Annotated in this window: 23 protein-coding genes; 13 read left to right on the top strand and 10 right to left on the bottom strand. The window is 62.6% G+C overall.

Annotated features, from left to right (window positions below; translation table 11 throughout):
* Positions 1-67: 67 nt before the first annotated feature.
* The gene (locus ACA062_RS20415; protein WP_497457465.1) at positions 68-1,009 is read right to left on the bottom strand and encodes a carbon-nitrogen hydrolase family protein; all 942 of its coding nucleotides are present in this window, start codon (positions 1,007-1,009) and stop codon (positions 68-70) included.
* 104 nt (positions 1,010-1,113) lie between these two features.
* Here ACA062_RS20415 and ACA062_RS20410 point away from each other — a divergent pair, with 104 nt between their 5' ends.
* Both ACA062_RS20410 and ACA062_RS20405 read left to right on the top strand, forming a co-directional pair.
* The gene (locus tag ACA062_RS20410; protein WP_497452716.1) at positions 1,114-1,803 is read left to right on the top strand and encodes a winged helix-turn-helix transcriptional regulator; all 690 of its coding nucleotides are present in this window, start codon (positions 1,114-1,116) and stop codon (positions 1,801-1,803) included.
* Positions 1,804-2,160: 357 nt separating this feature from the next.
* Complete coding sequence (locus ACA062_RS20405) at positions 2,161-3,333, top strand: AraC family transcriptional regulator (protein ID WP_497452715.1); 1,173 nt, start codon at positions 2,161-2,163, stop codon at positions 3,331-3,333.
* A 124-nt stretch (positions 3,334-3,457) separates the two neighbouring features.
* Here the strand turns inward: ACA062_RS20405 and ACA062_RS20400 are convergent, their stop codons facing one another.
* Positions 3,458-4,354 (bottom strand): LysR substrate-binding domain-containing protein, encoded by an 897-nt coding sequence (locus ACA062_RS20400; protein ID WP_497452714.1) that lies wholly within the window; start codon positions 4,352-4,354, stop codon positions 3,458-3,460.
* A 222-nt stretch (positions 4,355-4,576) separates the two neighbouring features.
* On the opposite strand from ACA062_RS20400, the gene ACA062_RS20395 reads away from it, so the two are divergent.
* From ACA062_RS20395 to ACA062_RS20355, 9 genes are all read left to right on the top strand, one after another.
* Positions 4,577-5,653 carry an ABC transporter substrate-binding protein gene (locus tag ACA062_RS20395; RefSeq protein WP_497452713.1) on the top strand — a complete coding sequence of 359 codons (1,077 nt, stop codon included), beginning with the start codon at positions 4,577-4,579 and terminating at the stop codon, positions 5,651-5,653.
* Positions 5,654-5,722: 69 nt separating this feature from the next.
* Positions 5,723-6,796 (top strand): ABC transporter ATP-binding protein, encoded by a 1,074-nt coding sequence (locus ACA062_RS20390; RefSeq protein WP_497452712.1) that lies wholly within the window; start codon positions 5,723-5,725, stop codon positions 6,794-6,796.
* Positions 6,783-7,655 carry an ABC transporter permease gene (locus ACA062_RS20385; protein WP_497452711.1) on the top strand — a complete coding sequence of 291 codons (873 nt, stop codon included), beginning with the start codon at positions 6,783-6,785 and terminating at the stop codon, positions 7,653-7,655. The genes ACA062_RS20390 and ACA062_RS20385 overlap by 14 nt, the downstream gene beginning before the upstream one ends.
* A 6-nt stretch (positions 7,656-7,661) precedes the next feature.
* Entirely contained in the window at positions 7,662-8,459 is a 798-nt protein-coding gene (locus ACA062_RS20380; protein ID WP_307333209.1) for an ABC transporter permease, read from the top strand.
* Positions 8,456-9,598: an NAD(P)/FAD-dependent oxidoreductase gene (locus ACA062_RS20375; protein ID WP_497452710.1), complete on the top strand. Its 1,143-nt coding sequence runs from the start codon at positions 8,456-8,458 to the stop codon at positions 9,596-9,598. Before ACA062_RS20380 ends, ACA062_RS20375 begins: the two co-directional genes overlap by 4 nt.
* The gene (locus ACA062_RS20370; protein WP_497452709.1) at positions 9,588-9,941 is read left to right on the top strand and encodes a (2Fe-2S)-binding protein; all 354 of its coding nucleotides are present in this window, start codon (positions 9,588-9,590) and stop codon (positions 9,939-9,941) included. The genes ACA062_RS20375 and ACA062_RS20370 overlap by 11 nt, the downstream gene beginning before the upstream one ends.
* Positions 9,938-11,314 carry an FAD/NAD(P)-dependent oxidoreductase gene (locus ACA062_RS20365; protein ID WP_497452708.1) on the top strand — a complete coding sequence of 459 codons (1,377 nt, stop codon included), beginning with the start codon at positions 9,938-9,940 and terminating at the stop codon, positions 11,312-11,314. The genes ACA062_RS20370 and ACA062_RS20365 overlap by 4 nt, the downstream gene beginning before the upstream one ends.
* On the top strand, positions 11,307-12,485 hold the full coding sequence (locus tag ACA062_RS20360; RefSeq protein ID WP_497452707.1) for an NAD(P)/FAD-dependent oxidoreductase: 1,179 nt from the start codon (positions 11,307-11,309) through the stop codon (positions 12,483-12,485). The genes ACA062_RS20365 and ACA062_RS20360 overlap by 8 nt, the downstream gene beginning before the upstream one ends.
* A 12-nt stretch (positions 12,486-12,497) precedes the next feature.
* Entirely contained in the window at positions 12,498-12,848 is a 351-nt protein-coding gene (locus ACA062_RS20355) for a RidA family protein (protein WP_497457464.1), read from the top strand.
* 207 nt (positions 12,849-13,055) lie between these two features.
* On the opposite strand, the gene ACA062_RS20350 is transcribed toward ACA062_RS20355, so the two are convergent.
* The 7 genes from ACA062_RS20350 to ACA062_RS20320 all read right to left on the bottom strand — a co-directional run bounded on the left by ACA062_RS20350 (position 13,056) and on the right by ACA062_RS20320 (position 18,923).
* Entirely contained in the window at positions 13,056-13,502 is a 447-nt protein-coding gene (locus ACA062_RS20350; protein ID WP_497452706.1) for an RES family NAD+ phosphorylase, read from the bottom strand.
* Entirely contained in the window at positions 13,499-13,948 is a 450-nt protein-coding gene (locus tag ACA062_RS20345; RefSeq protein WP_497452705.1) for an Xre family toxin-antitoxin system antitoxin, read from the bottom strand. Before ACA062_RS20345 ends, ACA062_RS20350 begins: the two co-directional genes overlap by 4 nt.
* A gap of 164 nt (positions 13,949-14,112) precedes the next feature.
* Positions 14,113-15,126 carry a proline racemase family protein gene (locus ACA062_RS20340; RefSeq protein ID WP_497452704.1) on the bottom strand — a complete coding sequence of 338 codons (1,014 nt, stop codon included), beginning with the start codon at positions 15,124-15,126 and terminating at the stop codon, positions 14,113-14,115.
* A gap of 37 nt (positions 15,127-15,163) precedes the next feature.
* Positions 15,164-15,952, bottom strand: coding sequence for an ABC transporter permease (locus ACA062_RS20335; protein WP_497452703.1), 789 nt, complete (start codon positions 15,950-15,952; stop codon positions 15,164-15,166).
* The gene (locus tag ACA062_RS20330) at positions 15,949-16,791 is read right to left on the bottom strand and encodes an ABC transporter permease (protein WP_497452702.1); all 843 of its coding nucleotides are present in this window, start codon (positions 16,789-16,791) and stop codon (positions 15,949-15,951) included. Before ACA062_RS20330 ends, ACA062_RS20335 begins: the two co-directional genes overlap by 4 nt.
* Positions 16,788-17,855: an ABC transporter ATP-binding protein gene (locus ACA062_RS20325; RefSeq protein WP_497452701.1), complete on the bottom strand. Its 1,068-nt coding sequence runs from the start codon at positions 17,853-17,855 to the stop codon at positions 16,788-16,790. The genes ACA062_RS20330 and ACA062_RS20325 overlap by 4 nt, the downstream gene beginning before the upstream one ends.
* 15 nt (positions 17,856-17,870) lie before the next feature.
* On the bottom strand, positions 17,871-18,923 hold the full coding sequence (locus tag ACA062_RS20320; RefSeq protein ID WP_497452700.1) for an ABC transporter substrate-binding protein: 1,053 nt from the start codon (positions 18,921-18,923) through the stop codon (positions 17,871-17,873).
* A 192-nt stretch (positions 18,924-19,115) separates the two neighbouring features.
* On the opposite strand from ACA062_RS20320, the gene ACA062_RS20315 reads away from it, so the two are divergent.
* On the top strand, positions 19,116-20,072 hold the full coding sequence (locus ACA062_RS20315; RefSeq protein ID WP_497452699.1) for a GlxA family transcriptional regulator: 957 nt from the start codon (positions 19,116-19,118) through the stop codon (positions 20,070-20,072).
* A gap of 44 nt (positions 20,073-20,116) precedes the next feature.
* On the opposite strand, the gene ACA062_RS20310 is transcribed toward ACA062_RS20315, so the two are convergent.
* Positions 20,117-20,641, bottom strand: coding sequence for a cupin (locus ACA062_RS20310; RefSeq protein WP_497452698.1), 525 nt, complete (start codon positions 20,639-20,641; stop codon positions 20,117-20,119).
* A gap of 64 nt (positions 20,642-20,705) precedes the next feature.
* Here ACA062_RS20310 and ACA062_RS20305 point away from each other — a divergent pair, with 64 nt between their 5' ends.
* The gene (locus tag ACA062_RS20305) at positions 20,706-21,182 is read left to right on the top strand and encodes a hypothetical protein (protein ID WP_497452697.1); all 477 of its coding nucleotides are present in this window, start codon (positions 20,706-20,708) and stop codon (positions 21,180-21,182) included.
* The last annotated feature ends 35 nt before the right edge of the window (positions 21,183-21,217 follow it).

The raw sequence follows: 21,217 nt of genomic DNA, 5'->3' as shown, positions 1-21,217 counted from the left end.
GACTCCTCGATCACTGGTCAGGCGATACCGCTGCAGAGGGCATGGATCGCCTGAATTTTGCCCGACTTCATTCATCGATGTAGCGCACCGCTGTCGCCGGCGTACGCCGCACCTGCAGTTCGAAAATATCCGGGCGCGCGTAGTGCCCGGTGACATCGAGCGCTCGCCGTGCCGGTGCCACGAGTGCGACGTCGATGTCCGCATACAGAATGCCTGCCTCGCGGTGTAACGGCCCGGCCACGACCCGGCCTTGAGGACTGACCACCACCGAGTCGCCGTCGTTGATCCATTCGTCCGGATCGGCAAACAGCTGCGCACGGGCCGGGAAGTCGTCGGGGATGTCGCTGCCGCGCAGCACCGTGCCGCTGCCGAGTACCCAACAGCGGCCTTCGAGTGCGATGTGACGCATCGTGCTGATCCAGCCGTCGCCCGTATCGTAGGTGGGGGCGATGTAGATTTCGACGCCTTGGGCATACAGGGAATAGCGGGCCAGCGGCATGTAGTTTTCCCAGCAGATGAGCGTACCCACGCGACCGACCGGCGTGTCGACCGTGCGCAACCCGGACGCATCACCGAAGCCATGCACCATGCGCTCGGGATTGGTTGGCATCAGCTTGCGGTGGCGGTTGAGCACTTCGCCGGCGGGGCCGATTACGACTACGCTGTTGTAGAGCGTACCGCCGCCATTGCGCCGGTCGCATTCATCGATGCCGCACACGATCGTCACGGCGTGGACGCTGGCGGCCTCGCACAATGGGTTGAGGTCACCGTTCGCGATATCGACGGCGTTGGCCAGCAGTCGCGTGTGCAACTGGCCCATGACAGCCCCGTCCTTTCCCGCCGCCAGCCGCCAGATCCATGACGGGTAACCCGGAATGAAGGATTCGGGCAAAACGATCAGCGAGGCGCCTGCCGCCGCAGCTTCTGCGACCGATTGCACGGCGCGGGCGATCGTCGCGCTGCGATCGAGCAGCACGGGTGGGCGCTGGATGATGGCTACCTTGGTCATGGCGTTCTCCTTTGGCAATTGGCTTTCGAAGGCTTCAGCGTGCGCGTGGGAAAGTCCCGGGGCCAGTTCAGAATCTGAAGCGTTGCAGTGGCGGAGTCCAGGCGATGGAAGAAAGCTACGGTCAGTTCTGCACGGTCGCGCGCGGTGCCGAAGCCCTGTGCGAGCGCTGGACACCCTTGGTCGTGCGCGAGTTGTTGTGCGGCAGCAAGCGCTTCAATGAACTGCACCGCGGCGTACCCCGGATGTCCACCGGTCTGCTGGCCCAGCGGCTGCGCCACCTGGAAGATATCGGTGTTGTGCATCGCAAGGCCGCCGGCAAAGTCTGGGAGTACAGCCTGACCGAGGCGGGCGAGGAATTGCGTCCCATCATCATGGCGCTGGGGCATTGGGGCGCTCGGTGGATCGGCAGTCGCCTTCGCGATGACGAACTCGACGCGGGTCTGCTGATGTGGGACGTGCGCCGGTTCGTGCGCATCGAAACGTTCCCGTCCCGACCGGTGGTGATTCATTTCAGATTCCGCGACGCGCGGCCCGGCGAGCAAGTGTGGTGGCTCGTGGTCGAAGAGGGCGTGGCAGACCTGTGCCGCGACGACCCCGGCCGCGAACTGACCCTCGTCGTGGACTCCAGTGTGCGCGCGTTGACGGAGGTTTGGACCGGTGACCGCACACCGCAGGAGGTGCTTAAGTCGCGAGACCTGCGGGTAGACGGCGCCGCGCAGGATGCGCAAAACCTGTGGCGCTGGCTGGGCACGAGTGCGTTCGCCGGTACCCGCAGCGCTGCGCGCCAGCCCTGATCTTTTGATCCTCTGGAGATCGCTGAGAGGCGAGATCAAAAGATCGCAGCCTCGCTTCGCTCGACAGCTCCTACAGGGGGATGCGTTCACGTGGAGCCAGGGATGCGTTCACGTGAAGTCAGGTCGGATTTGTACACAGTCAATCAAACAAATCCGCCGATCATCGAACGTTTTCGCGAGCAGGCTCGCTCCCACAAAAGCCGTCTGGCTCGCGGATTGTGGCTTATTTTGGCGACATCGGGATTTCGGGTCTACGCTGGCCGTGGGTCGTCTTCTACAGCAAGCATAACGGCCCTGTAATGAATGGCCATTAGGATGAATTTCAGAGCAAATTCAATGGCTCACAAATAAGAAAGCGTGGTTCAACAGGTTTTTGAGGTCGTCATGTATAGAGTGGGTACAGGCTATACCAATGTGTTGGTGAATACGCTCTCGGCTGAAGGCTTGGATGTGATCGAATTATCCCGGGAAGCGGGGCTGAATCTGGCGATTCTGAGTCAGCAGCAAGCCTTCTATGAACGAAGTGTTATCTACCGTCTTTGGGCGTTGGCCGCGCAGGCGTCCGGAGATGCGAATATTGGTCTGAAAGCCTACGACCATGTACATCCGGGTAACTTCCAGATCGTGGGGTACTCGATGATGTCCAGCATGAATCTGAAACGGGCGCTCGAACGCCTTGTGCGTTTCAGCCCATTGATCAGCTCTGGCCTTAGCCTGTTTTTGGGTCAGGAAGGGCAAAATTTCAGACTGGCCGGGCTGGATCATCAATGCGACTCGGTCAAGCCACGGCAGTTCACCGATGCCGGACTCGCGTCGCTGCTGGGGTTCTGTGGTTGGCTGACCGGGGGCAGATTGCCGAAACCGTTACGTGTGGAGTTCACCTATCCGGAACCCGAAGACATCTCGGAGCATCAGCGGCTGTTTGGCAATGAGCTGCGTTTCGGGGCGGCCTATGACAGCATCCTGTTCGATGGCCGGGAGCTTCTGCGTCCGTTGAGCATGGCCAACGAGTCGTTGGCTGTACTGCATGACAGTTTTGCCGAAGCTCAGCTGGACCAGGTGTACGGCTTCACCATTGTGTGCAGGATTCGGGCACTGATCACCGAACGCCTGAGTCAGGGGCAAGGGCAGTGTGATATGGAATCGATAGCCACCGCGCTGAACATCAGCAAGCGAACGTTGCAACGAGCACTGGAGAAGGATGGCGCCCAGTTCAAGGACGTGCTCAACGATGTGCGTCGCCAGTTGGCCGACTTCTACCTGCGGTATTCCCATTTCAATATGAAGCACGTGACCCACGCGCTCGGGTTCCACGACCATAGCAGTTTCCACAAAGCGTGCATCCGCTGGTTCGGCATGACGCCCGGTCAGTATCGAGTCGATGGCTCCGTGCAAAAGGCCAGGGACGCCAAGCTCCGTCTGGTCGGCCAGCCGTTAGCGATAGAAGGTGGTCATAAGCGGACACCTTTTACCGACACCCGGCGAGCGGCAGGTGCGAGTCGACTCATGGCCATGGTCGCAACAATGTGAAATGACCGGCATGAGGCGCAGGTTCGATTGCTCTTGCCTGCGTCCATCCCGGTCATATGCCTCGCCACGTCACACAACCTGATGTTCGGATTTCCTTGGTTGAATGCGCAGGTTCGGCGTGTTTTTAAACGGCGTCGACCGCGTCCCTGTAATACACCTTCAGCGTATCGACAAATTCCTCGGCCAGTCGCGTGCGCGTGGGTGCGCTCGGCCAGATCACGTAGGTCGGAAGCAGGATGTCCGGCCTGAACGGTCTGATCACGATGTCCCGATGCCGATAGTCCTTGGCCACCAATGGGTGGGCGAGGGTGATGCCCATGCCGAGCGCGACCATTTCGCAATTGATCGCGCTGTACTGCGCTTCGACGGCCATCAGCCGCTCGACGCCTGCCTGCTCGAACAAACCATCGACCAATGAGCGTGTGCCATCGCCATGACAGAGCGAAATGAACGGTTGCCCTTCGAGGTCGGCGAAGGTGATCTGCGAGCGTTCAGCCAGCGCGTGTGAGCGAGGCAACACGCACACGGCCGCTATTTCGGCGAGCAACTCGACCTGCTGGCTATTGACGTCGCCGGGGTGCACCACGATGCCGATGTCGCAGAATTGCGATTTGACCCATTGCTCCACGGTGGGCGAGGAGTTCACGTGCAACGACACCGTGAGCTCCGGGCGTGTATCGGTGAAGTGCTTGATCACCCCGGGCAGCACGCTCATGCCGGTCGAGGGCACGGCTGCCACGCGCAAGCGTCCGGTGCCCAGGTTGCGGATGTTCTTCGCCGAGTGCTTGAGGCTGTCGAGGCCGACATAGGCGCGTTCCACTTCATGAAAGAACGCCTGACCCTCCTGGGTCGGGATCAGCCGCACGCCTGCGCGCTTGAACAGGGTCAGCCCGGTGCTCAGTTCCAGCTGCGCAATCAGCCGGCTGACATTGGGCTGGGAGGTGTACAGCACTTCGGCCGCCGCGGTCATGGAGCCCAAACGCATGACGCTGCGGAATGCTTCTATCTGCCTGAGGTTCATGCCGACCTTCCATATCAAATATGAATAACTGACCCGGATATTGTGATTTGACCACATGGATAGTGCATCGCAATACTCCAGACCAGCAACCCATAGCGCACATGAAGATGCGCCATCCCGCGATGTATTCGCCGGGAACATGCAGCGCGCTGCATGGCTTCGATTGACGCCGAAGCAACTGACGCATTGTTCGATCTGCCCCACGCACTTCGGAGATAGTCTGTGAATAACTATAAATCGACCTTGATCACGCCGTCGTTTCGCCCCCTGACCCGCATTGCCACTGCTGTCGCTGTCGGCCTTGTCGGGCTGGGCAGTGGCGCCGTCTGCGCCGAGCCGACGCTGTATGTCGCCGGAGTCGGTGGTTCCACCGAGCAGATGTACAAGACCAAAGTCATCCCCGCATTCGAGAAGCAGCACAACGTCAAAGTGGTGTACGTCGCCGGCAACTCCACTGAAACCCTGGCCAAATTGCAGGCGCAAAAGGGGCGTCAGCAGATCAACGTCGCGATGATGGACGACGGGCCGATGTACCAGGCGCTGCAACTGGGCCTGTGCGAAAAACTCAGCGACGCACCGGTCTACAAAGACCTCTATCCGCTGGCGCGGCTCAGCCCTGAAGCGACCGGGGTCGGCTTGGTCGCCACGGGCATCGGCTACAACGAAGAGGCGTTCAAGAAGCGTGGCTGGGCAGCGCCGGATTCCTGGGAAAATCTCACTGACCCGCGCTACAAGCAACTGCTGGGCATGCCGCCAGTGACCAACACCTACGGCTTGCACACCCTGGTGGAAATGGCCCGTTTGCGCGGCGGTGGCGAAAAGAATATCGACCCGGGCTTCAAGGCGCTGAAAGACGAAATCGGCCCCAACGTCCTGGCCTGGGTCTCGGCACCGGGCGAGATGGACGGCATGATGCAGAACGGCGACGTGGTCATGGCGGTGTATGGCAGCGGTCGTGCCGTGGCGTTGCAGGGCACCGGTTTTCCACTCAAGTTCATCTACCCGAAAGAGGGCGGCATCGCCTTGCAGATCGCCGCCTGTGGCATCACCCCCAACGCGCAGCCGGAACTGTCGCAGCAATTCATTCAGTACGTGCTGTCGCCTGAAGTGCAGACCATCCAGGCCCGGGAAAACGGCTTCGCCCCGGTCAACCAGACCGTCAAGCTCACGCCCGACATCGCCGCGCGCATGCCCTACGGCCCGGAGAAGGTCAACGCGTTGATCAAGGTCGATTGGGACACGATCAACCAGCAGCGCAGCGAGTGGACGACGCGCTGGAACCGCACGGTCGAACGCTAGCCGCGCACTGGCTCCGATCCTTCCCGACCTCATTCTGGAGACGCAGGCCCGCGCCTGCGTGGCAAGCCCATGGCATTTCTCACCCTTGAAGGCATCGTCAAGACCTATGGCAGTTTCAGGGCCATCGACGGCTTGAACCTGGAAGTCCGCCACGGCGAATTCATCGCCTTGCTCGGACCTTCCGGCTGCGGCAAGACCACCACCCTGCAATCCATTGCCGGCTTCGTCCAGCCCACCGAAGGGCGCATCGTCCTCGATGGCCGCGACATCACCCATGTGCGTCCCGAACAGCGCGGCCTGGGCATCGTCTTTCAAAGCTACGCGTTGTTCCCGCACATGACGGTGGCGCAGAACATCAGCTTCGGCCTGGAGATGCGCGGCGTGCCCAAAGCCGAGCGCAGCAAACGCATCGATGAAGCGCTGGACCTGGTGCGCCTCGGCGGCCTCGGCGAGCGTTACCCCAAGGCGCTGTCCGGCGGGCAACGGCAACGGGTGGCCATTGCCCGGGCCCTGGCGATCCGGCCGAAGCTGTTGCTGCTCGACGAGCCCATGTCCAACCTCGACGCCAAGCTGCGCGAAGAGATGCACATCGAGTTGCGGGCGATCCAGCGCGACCTGGGCATCACCACGATTCTGGTGACCCACGACCAGGTCGAGGCCATGACCATGAGCGACCGCATCGCCGTGATGCAAAAAGGCCGGATCGTGCAGATCGATACGCCGTACGAAGCGTACGAACGCCCGCACTCGCCATTCGCTTCGGCGTTCCTGGGCAAGACCAACGCTTTCGCCGGCGCGGTGCAAACCCGCAACGATCGGTGCTGCCATGTGCAGGTCAAGGACACGCTGTTGCACGTGCCCCACGAAGATCGCTCGCTGGGCAACGACGTCAACGTCTACATCCGCCCGGAAAAAATCCGCCTGACCCAGTCGGGCATGGGTCGTTTGAATGGGCGCATCCGCTTGCGGGTGTTCCTCGGCAACCTGTGGCTGATCGCGGTGGAAACCAGCTTCGGTGTGGTGCACATGACCCAGCCCAACCTGGGCCTGCCACCACCCGATGAATACAGCGAGATCGGCCTGGACTGGTCCGATGACGATCTGCGCCTGCTGGATCGGGAGGTCGCCCATGGCCAGGTATGATGCCGAACGCGTCGGTGCCGCGCCGTGGTTGCTCAGCGGTCCGGCGATGCTGGTGTTCGTCGCGCTGTTGCTGGTGCCGCTGCTGTTGACCGCGGTGCTGTCGCTCAACCTGTTCAGCGACACCGAAGGCGTGTTGCCGGTCTACAGCCTCGGCAACTACCTGGAAGTGTTCAAGGACGGCTATTTCCACGAAATCTTCCTGCGCACCGGCGCCATGGCGCTGGCGGTCACGGTGCTCTGTGTGCTGCTCGGGGTACCGGAAACCATCATCATTGCGCGCATGGCGCCGCGCTGGCGTTCGTTGTTTCTGCTGGTGGTGCTGGGGCCGCTGCTGATCTCGGTGGTGGTGCGCACGCTCGGCTGGGCGATCCTGCTGGGCAACAACGGCCTGATCAACGATGCCTTGCAGGCGTTGGGGATTACCGAACAGCCGGTGAAGATGCTGTTCACCCAGGTCGGCGTGATCATCGCCCTGACCCACGTGCTGGTGCCGTTCATGGTGATTGCCGTGTGGGCCACCTTGCAGCGCCTGGACCTGCAGGTGGAATGGGCCGGGTTGTCCCTCGGCGCGTCGCGCCTGACGGTGTTTCGCCGAATCATCCTGCCGCAGATCATGCCCGGCATTCTCTCCGGCTCGATCATTGTCTTCGCCCTGGCGGCGTCAGCCTTCGCGACCCCTGCGATCATCGGTGGTCGACGTCTGAAAGTGGTGGCGACGGCGGCCTACGACGAATTCCTCGGCACCCTCAACTGGCCCCTCGGTGCCGCCATCGCGATGCTCCTGCTGGTCGCCAACCTGATCATCATTCTGGGTTGCAGCAAGCTGGCCGAGCGCCGCTTCAAGCAAGTCTTCGAGTAAGCCGCCATGCACAAGAACGGATTTTTCTCGCTGCTGTTCCATTTGCTGTTCATCACGTTCATCGTCGCGCCGCTGCTGGTGGTGATGGCGATGGCGTTCACCGACAAGGGTTACCTGTCGCTGCCCACCGACGGCCTGTCGTTGCGCTGGTTCCGGGCGTTGCTGGAGAACCAGGAGATGCTCGATGCGTTTTTCCTGTCGCTCAAGCTGGGCCTGGTCTCGGCCACCGTCGCCACGTTGCTGGCAGTCCCGGCGGCACTGGCGATCAGCCGTTACGAGTTTCCGGGGCGCGGCACATTGACCGGTTTCCTGCTGTCGCCACTGATGATTCCCTCCGTGGTGCTGGGCATTGCGTTCCTGCGGTTTTTCTCCATGGCGCAGATTGGCGGATCCTTCTGGGCGCTGAGCATCACCCATGTGATCGTGGTGCTGCCCTATGCCTTGCGGCTGACGCTGGCCTCGACCATCGGCCTGGAGCGCGACATCGAACAGGCCGCCCTGTCGCTCGGGGCACGGCGCTGGACAGCCTTTCACCGGGTGGTGCTGCCACGGATTCGTACCGGCGTGATCGGCGGCTGGATGCTGGCCTTCATCCAGAGCTTCGACGAGCTGACCATGACCGTGTTCGTCGCCACCCCCGGCACCACCACCTTGCCGGTGGCCATGTACAACCAGATTTCCCAGACCATCGATCCGTTGATCACCGCCGTCTCCACGGTGCTGATCGTTGGCACCCTGGTGTTGATGCTGGTGCTGGATCGCATGGTCGGGCTGGATCGGGTACTGATCGGAGAAGGCAAATGAGCCAGGACAGACTCAAGGTCGTGCAGTCGGACGTGATTGTGGTCGGCGGCGGGCTGGTGGGGACGGCGGTGGCCTATGGCTTGGCCCGCAGTGGTGTCGACACCGTGGTGCTGGATCAGGGCGACGACGCGTTTCGTGCCTCGCGGGGCAATTTCGGCCTGGTCTGGGTCCAGGGCAAAGGTCATGACGTGCCGGATTACGCGCGCTGGACCCGTTCCTCGGCGAGTCGCTGGCCGGCGTTCGCGCAAGCGCTGATGGCCGACAGCGGCGTCGACGTCCAGCTCAAGCAGCCGGGTGGTTTTCACCCGTGCTTCAGCGACGAAGAACTGCTGGAACGCCAGTCACGCTTGCAGGCTTTGCAAGATGCGCTGGGCGATTACCCGTTCGAGATGCTGGACGCCGCCGAAGTGAAAGCGCGGTTGCCGCTGATCGGACCTAAAGTGATCGGCGCCAGTTACACGTCGCAGGACGGCCACGTCAATCCATTGAAACTGCTACGGGCCTTGCACACTTCGGCGCAGGCCAAGGGCGCGCAACTGCATGGTGGCGTGCAGGTCGATCGCATCGATTGCGCCCCCGGAGAATTTCGTGTCAAAGCCGGCCAGCGTTGCTTTGTCGCGCCACGGGTCGTGCTGGCTGCCGGGCTGGGCAATGCGGCGCTGGCGCGGCAGGTGGGTCTGTATGCACCGGTGGCGCCGAATCGCGGGCAAGTGTTGATCAGCGAGCGGGTCCGGCCCTTTCTCGATTACCCGACGCTCAACGTCCGACAGACCGACGAAGGCACCGTGCAGCTTGGCGATTCCATGGAGGAGGTGGGCTTCGATGACGGCACTTCCACCGAAGTCTTGGCCGCTATCGCCAAACGCGGCGTCTCGACTTTTCCGTTGCTGCGTGATGTGCGGCTGGTCCGGGCCTGGGGCGCATTGCGGGTGCTGAGCCCGGACGGCTTGCCCATCTACCAGCAATCCGGCGCGCACCCCGGTGCCTTCGTGGTCACCTGCCACAGCGGCGTGACCCTGGCGGCGGCCCATGCCTTGCGCATCGCGCCGTGGATCATGGGCGGGGCTCCCCCCGATGAGCTGGAGGTATTTACCGGCGATCGTTTTCTAACTGACAAGGTGTTTTCACATGCGCACTGATCCGCTGTTTCAACCCGTCATCAGTGAAGTCAGGGCGACGCGGACCGTGAGCCTGACCTTCAACGATCAACCGCTGAATGTGCCCGCTGGCATCAGCGTCGCCGCTGCATTGCTGATGTCCGGCATCAGCCGCTTTCGCGCCACGCCGGTCAGCGAGTCGCCCCGGGCCCCCTACTGCATGATGGGCGTGTGCTTCGAGTGTCTGGTGGACATAGACGGCGTTCCCAACCGCCAAAGCTGCCTGATCGAAGTGGCTGACGGCATGCGCATCCGTTCCCAGGAAGGGGCTCGGGATTTGATCTATCAACCGCTGAATGTCCAGGCCGTGGAGGTGCAGTCATGAACCGTGAAAGCGTGGAGGTGGTGGTGATTGGCGCGGGCGCGGCCGGCATGGCGGCCGCGACGCAGATGGCCGGGCTGGGCTTGCAGGTGGTGTTGCTGGATGAGCAGGGCAGTCCGGGTGGCCAGATTTATCGGGGCATCACCCTGGCGCCGCTGTCCCGCCGGGACCTGCTGGGGCCGGATTATGCCCACGGCAATCAGCTGGCCCAGGCCCTGACCTCCTCGAAGGTGCGCTATGAAAAAGGCGCATCGGTGTGGCAGGTGACCCGGGATCATCAGGTCAGTTACCTGCGCGACGGTCGTCTGTATAACCTGGATGCCAAGGCCGTGCTGCTGGCGACCGGCGCCATGGAACGGCCGTTTCCGATTGCCGGCTGGACCTTGCCCGGGGTGATGAGCGCCGGCGCTGCGCAGATTCTGCTGAAAAGCTCGGGCCTGGCACCGAGCGAACCGGTGGTCCTGGCCGGTTGTGGCCCTCTGCTGTATCTGCTTGGCTGGCAGTACCTGCGGGCCGGTGTGACGATCGAGGCCCTGGTCGACACCACGCGGCCCGAAGATTACTGGCGTGCCCGCCGTCACCTGTTTGCCGCGCTGCGCGCCTGGCCTTATTTGCGCAAGGGGCTGGACCTGATGCGCAGCCTGCGCAGTGCCGGGATCGCGCATTACACGGGTGCCGAACACCTGGCGGTGGAGGGCGAAGAGGCGGCCCGGGCGCTGACCTTCAGCGCCTACGGCAAGGCGCAGCGCATCGCCAGCCGTTGCGTGCTGTTGCACCAGGGCGTGGTGCCGAATATCCAGTTCAGCCAGGCGTTGCGCGCCCGTCATGAATGGGACCTGGATCAGCTGTGTTTCCGCCCGGTCACCGATACCTGGGGCGAACTCGATGTGCCGGGGGTCTACGTTGCCGGCGACGGTGCCGGCATCGGTGGCGCCCAGGCAGCGGCGGTGCAGGGACAACTGGCGGCGCTGGGGATTGCCGCCCGACTCAAGACCCTCGGCACCGCGGAACGGGATGACCAGGCGCGACCGTTGCGCGTGCAACTGGAGGCCAACCTGCGGATTCGGCCGTTTCTCGACGCGCTGTATCAACCCAAAGAACAAAACCGTATTCCGGCTGATGAAGTGATGGTCTGCCGCTGCGAAGAAGTGACGGCGGGTGAACTGCGCAGCTTTGTCGCCCTGGGGTGCGCGGGTCCGAATCAGGCCAAGTCATTCGGTCGTTGTGGCATGGGGCCGTGCCAGGGGCGCATGTGCGGGCTGACCGTGACCGAAGTCATCGCCAAGGCCCGCGGCGTATCGGCGGCTGAGGTGGGTTATTACCGCATTCGTCCGCCGATCAAGCCCATCACCCTGGGAGAACTGGCCGGTGAGTGAGTCGAGCAACCCCCAGGCTGACGTGCTGGTGATCGGCGGCGGCATCCATGGCCTGAGCACCGCCTTGCATCTGGCGCAAGCCGGGGTCACGGTGATCGTCCTGGAAGCGGAGTATTGCGGGCGCCACGCCTCCGGCGTCAACGCCGGTGGCGTGCGCACCCTGGGCCGCCACCTCGCGGAAATTCCCTTGGCCCTGGCGTCGCGGGATCTGTGGCATGACCTGAAAGATACCTTGGGCGACGACGGCGGTTTTGTCCCCAGCGGTCAGCTCAAGCTGGCGGAGAGCCAGGCCGATCTGGAGGAATGCCGGCTGCGGGTCGAACAGTTGCAGGCGCTGGGTTTCAGCCATGAAGTGTTGATCGACCGGCAGCAGGTGTTCGACACAGTGCCGACCCTGTCACGGCATGTGACGGGCGGCATCTGGGTCAAGGACGATGGTTATGCGGTGCCGTTCAAAACCGTCACCGCGTTCCGCCTGGCCGCGCAAAAGCGCGGGGTGCGGATTCACGAAAACACCCCGGCGCAACAGATCGAGCAGACCGGTACCCAGTGGCGGGTGAGCACACCTGCAGGCCATTTCAGCGCCGAGCACCTGGTGGTCACGGCGGGCGCCTGGGCCGCAGGCCTGGCGGCGCAGATCGGCGAGCCGGTGCCGGTGCATCCGGAAGGCCTGATGCTGATGGTCACCCATCGCGTCGCGCCGTTCTGTGTCCCGGTACTGGGTGCCACGACACGCGCACTGTCGTTCAAACAGTTCGCCAATGGTACGGTGGTGATCGGCGGCAAGCTGGTCGGCTCGCTGGATTTTCTGGCGCGCCATGGCGAGGTCGAGATGGAGCGTCTGGGCAGCAGCGCGCGCACCGTCACCGACTTGTTTCCGCATTTGCGACACTTGGGCGTCAACCGCGTCTGGGCCGGGGTCGAAGCCTTCACGGCCGATGACCTGCCGGTGATAGGCGCCAGTCGCAAAGCCAGTAACCTGAGTTATTCATTCGGGTTTTGCGGCAGCGGCTTTCAGATGGGCCCCGGCACCGGTAAACGCCTGGCCCAGCTCATTCTTGGCGAGCAGTCGGACATTTCCCTGGAACCGTTCGCCATCGACCGTTTCAACCAGGCTGCCAGCACGCCGCCTGGTGCTGTTCAATCCGCTTCAACCATCGCGCACCCTTAAGGAGTTCACATGCTGGAAATCAAACGCATCGAAACCAATCAACGCATGAGCCGCGTCGTTCAATGCAACGGCTTCACCTTTCTCGGCGGCCAGACGGCCACCGACCGCACCCAGGACATCAAGGGCCAGACCGCCCAGGTGCTGGCCAAGATCGATAATTTCCTGGCCCAGGCCGGCCTGGACAAAACCCGTATCCTCACGGCGCAGGTCTGGCTGGCGGACATCCAGGCCGACTTCGCCGGCATGAACGAGGTGTGGGACGCCTGGGCACCGGAAGGCCACGCGCCGGCCCGTGCCACCGTGGAATCGCGCCTGGCCGCGCCGGACCTGCTGGTGGAAATCACCGTGGTTGCGGCGGGCTGATCGCCAGTGATTAATGGAGTGGGCCGGGAGCACCGGTCCATTCCAGGTTCGAAAAAACGCTTTCTCGTGATCGAATGGGGCCCCTGTAGGAGCGAGCTTGCTCCGGGCGGCGTTCCGACGATGGTCGTTAACGATGACGCGTGTTCGCTGGTTAAACGCGGCGCTCTTGAGTCCATCGTCGGAACGCCGCCCGGAGCAAGCTCGCTCCTACAATTTCTTGAACAGTCGGTTGTCGAGCCGGAACGGCTCGGCGGTGATGACGGCCTTGACCGAGTCGAGGTGCATCGGGTTGAACAGGTAGTTCAGCGAATGCGGCATGATGGCGCTCGGTACCGGCAACAGCAGGGCAGGGCTTCCTTTGAGGAATGCATCGCCAATGCCCTTGGTGTGGTTCAGCTCGAATTCCCAATCTGGCTTGAGTGCCGGAGCAGGGCAGAGGCTGATATCGTCGGGCACTTCGACCTTGAGCAACTGCAGTGTTTCCGGAAGGTCTTCCTGATCGATCTCGAGGTGCACCAGAATCTCCAGCATCGCGCCGGCAGGTGTCCCCGCCAGATAGACCACCGGTCTCCCCGCCGTGTGCCAGCGTCCACCCGCGAGGATACCGCCACGTCCGGTCAGATCTGCAAATGCGCTGATCCGCCAAAAGATCAAAACGCGTAGCCTTCGGCCAACTGGATCAGTGTTTCCTCGACCTGGCGTGTGCCCTGTACCGTCGACAGCATTGCCATCGGGCTGCGCCCCGAAAACCGGTCTTTGGGTTTCGACAGCCAGCGCTTGGCTTTTTCATCGCTGCCAAACACGGCGTCTGCCATGGCGGTAATGTGGGCGGCGCGGAACAGGCGATCGCTCTCGTCGACCGTGAGGTTCTGGTCTTTAGCGACCCGGGTCTTCAGGGTTTTCAGGGGGATGATCTGGTCGCGTTCCAGCGGCGTCAATTCACCTTGTTCGCAGAGCGCCACCAGACGGCCAGAAGCAAACCCGACCTGAATGATGTCGTGGATTTCGAGGTCGGACGCATCGGTGGGAATTTGCAGCAAGGCGAACAGCCGCGTGCGGTAAGCACCGTAGGCGGGTTCACGCATGATTTCTGCCAGCATGACCTTCTCCTGGGCTGGTCGGCATTTACCGAATTATATCCGGCAAATGCCGATGTTGCGAGCGGTCTTTGCCAGATGACCCTGGAGAAGAGGCGTATGTTACTGCCGGTGTTGACCGGCAGTGTCGGTTCGATAGCGGCTGTGTGAGTGTCCACTTCAGCCTGTCAGTTGATGACGAAACCTGCCCCCACCGGGTCATTGCGCTCGATCACCCAGCGCGATGTCCCCAGGATGCTGGCCGTGCCCTTGACGGTCGGACGCACCGCGCGCGTGCCGTTGAGGTCGACTTCGCCGAGCAGGCAGCCTTCGAAGGTGCCGCTGCCCAGCAGTCCTTCGGACAGGATGGGTTGGTTCAGGCTCAGTTTGCCCCGGGCCTCGAACATGGCCATCATCGCGCTGGTGCCGGTGCCGCCGGGAGAGCGGTCGAGCTGGCCGGCGCTGAACACGTGCACGTTCTTGTAGAAGGCGCCTTCGATGGTTGCCGGGTGCCAGAATGTGATGAAGTTGAGGTCGTTGATATGCGCCTCGGTGGGGTGCTGGATCTTCATCTGTCGGTTGATCTGGTCGCGCGCCAGCAGGCCCAGGCGCGACAGTTCGCTGCCGTTGTCCGGGCTGATGCGCAAGGCGCAATTGGTCAGGTCGACGATGCCGAAGTAGTTGCCGCCCCAGACCAGGTCGGCCTTGAGGTCGCCATAGCCGGGAAGGCTGATCGGGATGTCCTGGGCGGCCACGTAGGCCGGCACGTTTTCGAAACGGGTCCAGAGTACGTTGTCACCTTCCGACGCCACTTCGGCCACCACCAGGCCGGCCGTGGTTTCAAAACGGATTTTGGTGATGCCATCGGCGCCGCGCGGCACCAGGCCCAGGGCGACCATTGCCATGCTCACGGCAATGGTGCCGTGGCCGCACATGTGTGAATACACGCTGCCGTCCATATAGATCAGCCCGGCGTCGAACTCGCTGCTGGAGGGAGGCGTGAGGAACACCCCGAACATGTCCTTGTGGCCGCGCGGTTCCTGCATCAGTGCCTTGCGCAGCCAGTCATAGTTCTGCTCGAGAAAGGCGCGCTTGGCCAGGATGCTGGAGCCGGCGGGGTAGGGAATGCCGCTGTGGACGATGCACAGTGGTTCGCCTTCGGTATGGGTATAGATGACATCGAACGTGTCTTGCATGCGCATGACGGAACTCCTGGCTTGCGGGGGGTATGTGGGGTGGTTATTTGCGTTCTGACAACAGGTCGAGACCGATGCACAGATCCAGCACGATCACGGCGACTACGACGACGATGATGGTGGCGCCGGAAGCGGCGGCGATGGTCGGGTCGACGGTGTACTGCACGTAGTTGAAAAGCTTCACCGGTATGGTGTTCAGGTCCGGCGTGGTGTTGAAGATCGACAGCTCGACGTTGATCCATGACGAGATGAAGGCAAAGATCGACCCGGTGACGATCCCCGGCCGGATCTGCGGCAGCACCACCAGAAAGAAGGTGGCCCAGGGCGTACCGCCCAGATCGCTCGAGGCTTCTTCCAGGGCGCGCTGCTCGGGCGTCAGCATCGACAGCACCGAACGCAGCACGAAAGGCGAGATGATGATGGTGTGACCGATCAACAACGCCAGGAAGCTGCGGGTCAAGCCGAAGTAGCCGCCAAACTGCAAGAGCGCCGCCCCCAGCACGATGTGCGGAAACACCAGCGGTGAGGTCAGGGCGGCGAGGATCGTGGCTTTGCCGGGGAAGTCGTAGCGTGCCATCGCCAGGGCGGCCGGCACGCTGAGCAGCACCGCGACAAAGGTGGCGACCAGGGCCAGGACGGTGCTGGTGGCAAAGGACGCCACATAGCTTGGATCACTGAGCATCTTGGCGTACCAGTCCAGCGTCCAGCCCTGTGGCGGGAAGGCCAGGAATGACGAGGCGGTCACCGAGACGCCGAGGATGACCACCAGTGGCAGCAGCATGTAGCCCAGCACGGCCCAGGCCACCAGTCTGACCAGTATTTTAGTGATCATGAGTTGCTCCCCCGGATACTGCCAACTCGCCCGGCCAGCCCGACCATGACCAGGGTAAAGATCAGCAGCACGACGCTCAGCGCGCCGCCGTAGTTGAAGTCGAAAACCGAACTGTATTGCTGGAAAATCAGCATCGACAGCACAGAGATTCGGCCCCCGGACAGCAGGGCCGGCGTCACGTAGGCGCTCGCTGCCAGGGTGAAGACCATGATCGAGCCGGAGATGATGCCGGGCATGGTCAGCGGCAGCACCACATGGAAAAAGGTCGCACGGGGGCTGGCGCCGAGATCCTCCGAGGCCTGTTCGAAAGCGGGGTCGACCTGGGCCAGGGCATTGCCGGCCGCGAGCACGATGAACGGCAGCAGGATGTACACCATGCCGATCAGGATGCCGAGTTCGGTACCCAGGAAACGCACCGGCGTATCGATCAGGCCGGTTTCCAGCAGGCTCTGGTTGACCAGGCCCTTGCGCCCCAGCAGCACCATCCAGCCGAACGAGCGCACGATGTTGCTGGTGAACATCGGCACCACCAGCAGAATCACGCAGGCGCGGCGCCAGGCACGCCATTTCACGACCCGCACCAGGTACCAGGCCAGCGGGTAGCCGAGCAGCAACGAAATCAGGGTGGTCAGCGCAGCGATGCGGAAGGTCACCAGAATCACATCCCAGTGGTACTGGTCGCCCAGCACCCTGACGTAGTGCTCCAGGGTGAACGCCTGGTCGGCGCCCTTGGTCAGGCTGGCGAAGATCACCACGGCGAACGGCGCGAGGAAGAACGCGGTGAAAAAGGCCAGGGCACCGAACAGCATCAACGACGGGGCGAGCACCGGGCGTTTCATACCGGCTCCCCGATCAGGTGCAGATGCGCCGGATTGAAGCCCAGGCGCACGGCACTTCCGGTGATCAGGTCGGCGCGGGGGAAACCCATGGTACGCGCCACGATCGATTGCCCGTCGATCAGCGAGTGCACCAGGGTATGACTGCCCACGGTGACAATATCGGTCACTGTGCCCTTGAGTTCACAGCAACTGGCGCTCGCCGGACTCGATGCCTCCAGCACCTGCAGGTGTTCGGGACGCAGCACTGCCACGCCGCGGGGCAGGAGATCTTTGGCGCCGCTCGAAATCGGGCTATGCGCGATGCCCAGGCGAATCTCACCGCTATCGCTGGCCTGATAGCCGATCAGGTTGGCCTCGCCGATGAAGTCGGCGACGAAACGCGAAGCCGGGGCGCTGTAAATCTCGCTGCTGGCGCCCACCTGTTCGATGCGTCCGGCATTCATCACCACGATACGGTCGGCGATGGTCATCGCTTCTTCCTGGTCGTGGGTGACGAAAATGAAGGCGATGCCGAGCTTGGCCTGAAGATGCTTGAGTTCCAGCTGCATGCGCTTGCGCAGTTTCATGTCCAGGGCCGAGAGCGGCTCGTCGAGCAACAGCAGTTTCGGTTGATTGACGATGGCGCGAGCCAGGGCCACCCGCTGTTGCTGCCCACCGGACAAGCCGCGGGGAAAACGCTCCTCCAGGGCTTCCAGGCCGACCATCGCCAGGGCTTCTCGAGCCTTGAGCCGTGCCTCGGCGCGATTGACCCCCTGGCGCCGCGGTCCGTAGGCGACGTTTTCCAGGACGGTCATGTGCGGGAACAGCGCGTAGTTCTGGAACACGGTATTGAGAGGCCGACGGTAGGGAGGCAGGCGACTCACATCCTGACCCTCGATGGCGATGCTGCCGGAATCGGGCTGCATGAAGCCGGCGATCGAGCGCAGCAGGGTGGTCTTGCCGCAACCGCTGGGGCCGAGCAGCACGATGAATTCGCCCTGCTCGATGTCCAGGTGGATGTTGTCCAGCGCCTGGAACGGCCCGAAGCTTTTACAGACACTGTCGATGCTCAACAAAACTGACATTGCAGACCTCTTGAGCTAGTTTTTGGCGGTGACTTTGCGGTTCCAGTCGTTGGTGACGCTGGCGCGCTGGGCGTTGATCTGGCTCCAGTCGAACAGGCGCAGGTTGTCGATCGAACCGCCCACGCCCCATGGCAGCTTGCGGGCCACGTCATCGGCGACCTCGACTCCTTTCACCGCCGGCCCCAGGTACAGCTTGCCGGCCAGGCAGGACGCCGCTTCCTTGGTCAGTGCGGTATTGATGAACTGCTCGCCGGCCTTGCTGTTCTTCGCCCCCTTGATCAGGTGCAGGCGCGCATCGGTGGCCCAGGCACCTTCCTTGGGAATGGTGAAACCGATGGGCGCGCCCTTGTCGATCAAGTCCCAGGCGCCGACGTTGAAATGCGCGCCGATGATCGCTTCGCCACTCTGGAAGGCATTGGTGGCGGCACCCGAGCTGTCGAAGAACAGGGCGGTGTCCAGCGCGCCCAGCTTGGTGTAGACCGGCGCCAGGTCGGCCCGGTCGATGCCCCAGACATCAGCCATGAAAAACACGAAGGGCACCCCGGAAGAGTTCGCGGGCGAGGGCAGGGCGATGGCACCGGCGTATTCCGGTTTCCACAGGTCTTTCCAGCTGGTGGGTGCTTCCTTGATTTCCTTGGTGTTGTAGGTCAGGCCCAGGGAATAGAAACCGCTGCTGACGGCGAAGGTATGGCCGGCATCGGTGTAGACCGCTTTTTCCTGCACGTTCTTCAGGTTGGGAATGGCCGCCGGATCGAGATCGGCGACGACCCCGGCGGCATACGCCAATTCACTGATGCCACCGTCCATCCAGGCCACATCGATCATCGGGCTGGATTTCTGTTGCTGGAGTTTGGCCAGGGTGGTGGTCGAGGTGCCGACCTCCTGTGCGACGGCAATCCCGGTCGCTTGCGTGAAAGGTTCTGCAACACATTTGAGGAACGCCTCACCCCAGTTGCCGCCATACAACGCAACGGTCAGCTTTTGCTGTTCGGCCATGACGGCCGATGAGGAGATGCAGCCGGTAACTAAAAGAGCAGCGGTGATTTGCTTACCTGTCTTCAGTTTCATCGTGAGGCCTCTTGGGGCGTTGTTGGACTGTTCCCCTTGGCTGAATCTTGCTCGTATCCTTGCTGCGAGCGCTTGCACTTCGGGGTCTTAAAGTTGAATAGTTAGGTCATGACAAAAATGACGCCGCTGCATCGAGATTGCGTTCAACCTGACTCACCCGGTCCCGGGGCAGGCGGTCGCCCGCAGCTGTCCGTGGGGCTGGTGCTTCTGGATCAGTTCACCCTGGCGGCGTTTTCCGGCCTGGTCGATGTATTGCGCTTGTCCGCCGACCTCGGCGGTGGCAGCCGGCAGATCCATACGGCCTGGCGAGTGATGAGTGTGGACGGATTGCCGCGAACCTCCAGTGCCGGGATCACGCTGGAGGTGTCCGGGGGGCTCGCGCAGGATCTTGATGCCTTCGATTACGTGGCCATCTGCGGCGGCAACGATTACCTCAATACCCATTTGCCCCACAACCTGCGTGACTGGCTGCAGCGCGCCGCCGCGAGTCGTACGCGCCTGCTGGGCATTTGCACGGGGACTTTCACCCTGGCGCAGGCGGGTGTGGTCGGCAATCGTTCGGTGTGCGTGCACTGGAACGTACTGGATGCATTCCGCGCACGCTTCCCCAAGACCCCGGCGGCGGTGGATCACCTGTTCATCGACGAGGGCGACCTGATCACCTGTGCCGGCTCGACCGCGGCCATCGACCTCGGGTTGTACCTGGTGGCCCGGCATTGCGGTCGGGAAAAAGCCCAGCAAGCCGTGCGGCATATGATGCTGCAGGGCATGCGCCCGGGGCGGCAACCCCAGGCACACTTCTACGCCAACCTGGCGGACATCAAGGATGAGCGCGTGCGCCAGGCCGCGCACTATATCGAGCAGCGCATGGACAGCCTGCCGACCCTGGATGCCATCGCGCGTTATGTAGGGCTCGGCCGGCGCCAACTGACACGGGCCTTCCAGCAGTCGCTGGGGCTTTCACCCATGGAGTTCCAACGCTCGCTGCGGGTCGAGTACGGCGGCTGGCTGCTGGTGAACAGCCACAGCAGCATCACCCAGATTGCCATGGACTGCGGCTTCTCCGACGGCGCGCATTTCTCCCGCGAGTTTCGCGCCCGGTTTGGCGTGTGCCCAAGGCAGTATCAGCGTCAGGAGCGGTCGGGTTGATGGCGTTGCCCGGCTGAGTCGTCTGGCGCGGTGTCACCCTGTATTCAGATTGGCCAATACTGGCATACCGCACCGTCCACACCCTGCACCGGGTCCCGGTCGGGAAACGGCAGCGCGTCGATGCTCGCCAGTTGCGCAGCGCTCGGCGCCTCGCGGCAGATATCGGCGTGCTGCCCCGGCGGGTACGCGCCGACCACCAGAAAGTCGTCGCTGGAGTCCAGGTTGCAGTGGCCGGTGCCCACTGGCAACAGCAACACATCGCCCGGGCCGACTTCCAGCACATGACCCTGGGGCCCGCCAAGCATCAGCCGGGCGTGGCCGGTGGCGATGCCAAGCACTTCATGGCCTTCGGTGTGGTAGTGGTGGTAGTTGTAGACGCCGTAGCGCCATTGCGCTGGCCAGCCATTGGCGTTGAAGGTTTTTTCGAACAACGCCGCCGGATCGCTGCCCTGAACGGCAATGGCCTTGGGGTAAATGAGTACCGGCAGGCGCGGGTTGTTGGGTACCCAGCCGTTGCGTTCGAGCAGCAGGGTTTGTGCGGGAGTCGCTATCGCTCGCGACTTGGTCATTGGGAAACCTCCAGAACCTGGCAATGCCAATGAGTCCAGCGTGGTGAAGTCATGACGAATGGGCATGTCTTCTATGACTCTCTGTACTCGCAAAGGTGCGGTCCAGCTAACCCAAGGTCCAGCGACTGACTTCCACCCTGGTGATGAAACCAGTCATTCAAGACCGTCTGACGAGCCGTGGGGCTGGATGCAACCGGTGCGGCATGCGCTGGGCGCGCTGCTGCTGGAGCAGGGCAGGGTGGAAGAAGCCTTGCAGGCCTACCGCGCCGATCTGGGGCTGGACAATACCCTCAGGTGCGCGGCCTGGCATCTGGACAATGTGTGGAGCCTGCACGGTTATGTGGAATGCCTGAAACGGCTGGGCCGGGATGCAGAGGCGGCGGCTGCACAGACGCACTCGACCTGGCGATGGCTCGGACTGATGTGCAGATCACCGCATCGTGTTTCTGTCGGGTTGGGGAGCGTTGTTGCAACTGATGCCCGGAATCAGCAGGTCTACGCAAATCCCTGTAGGAGCAAGCTTGCTCGCGATGGACGTTAACGATAACGCGTTTATTTCTGAATAAACGCGTCGCC

It is taken from the genome of Pseudomonas sp. LBUM1679 (genome assembly GCF_059695565.1).
This window is presented reverse-complemented; position numbering and strand designations above follow the sequence as displayed.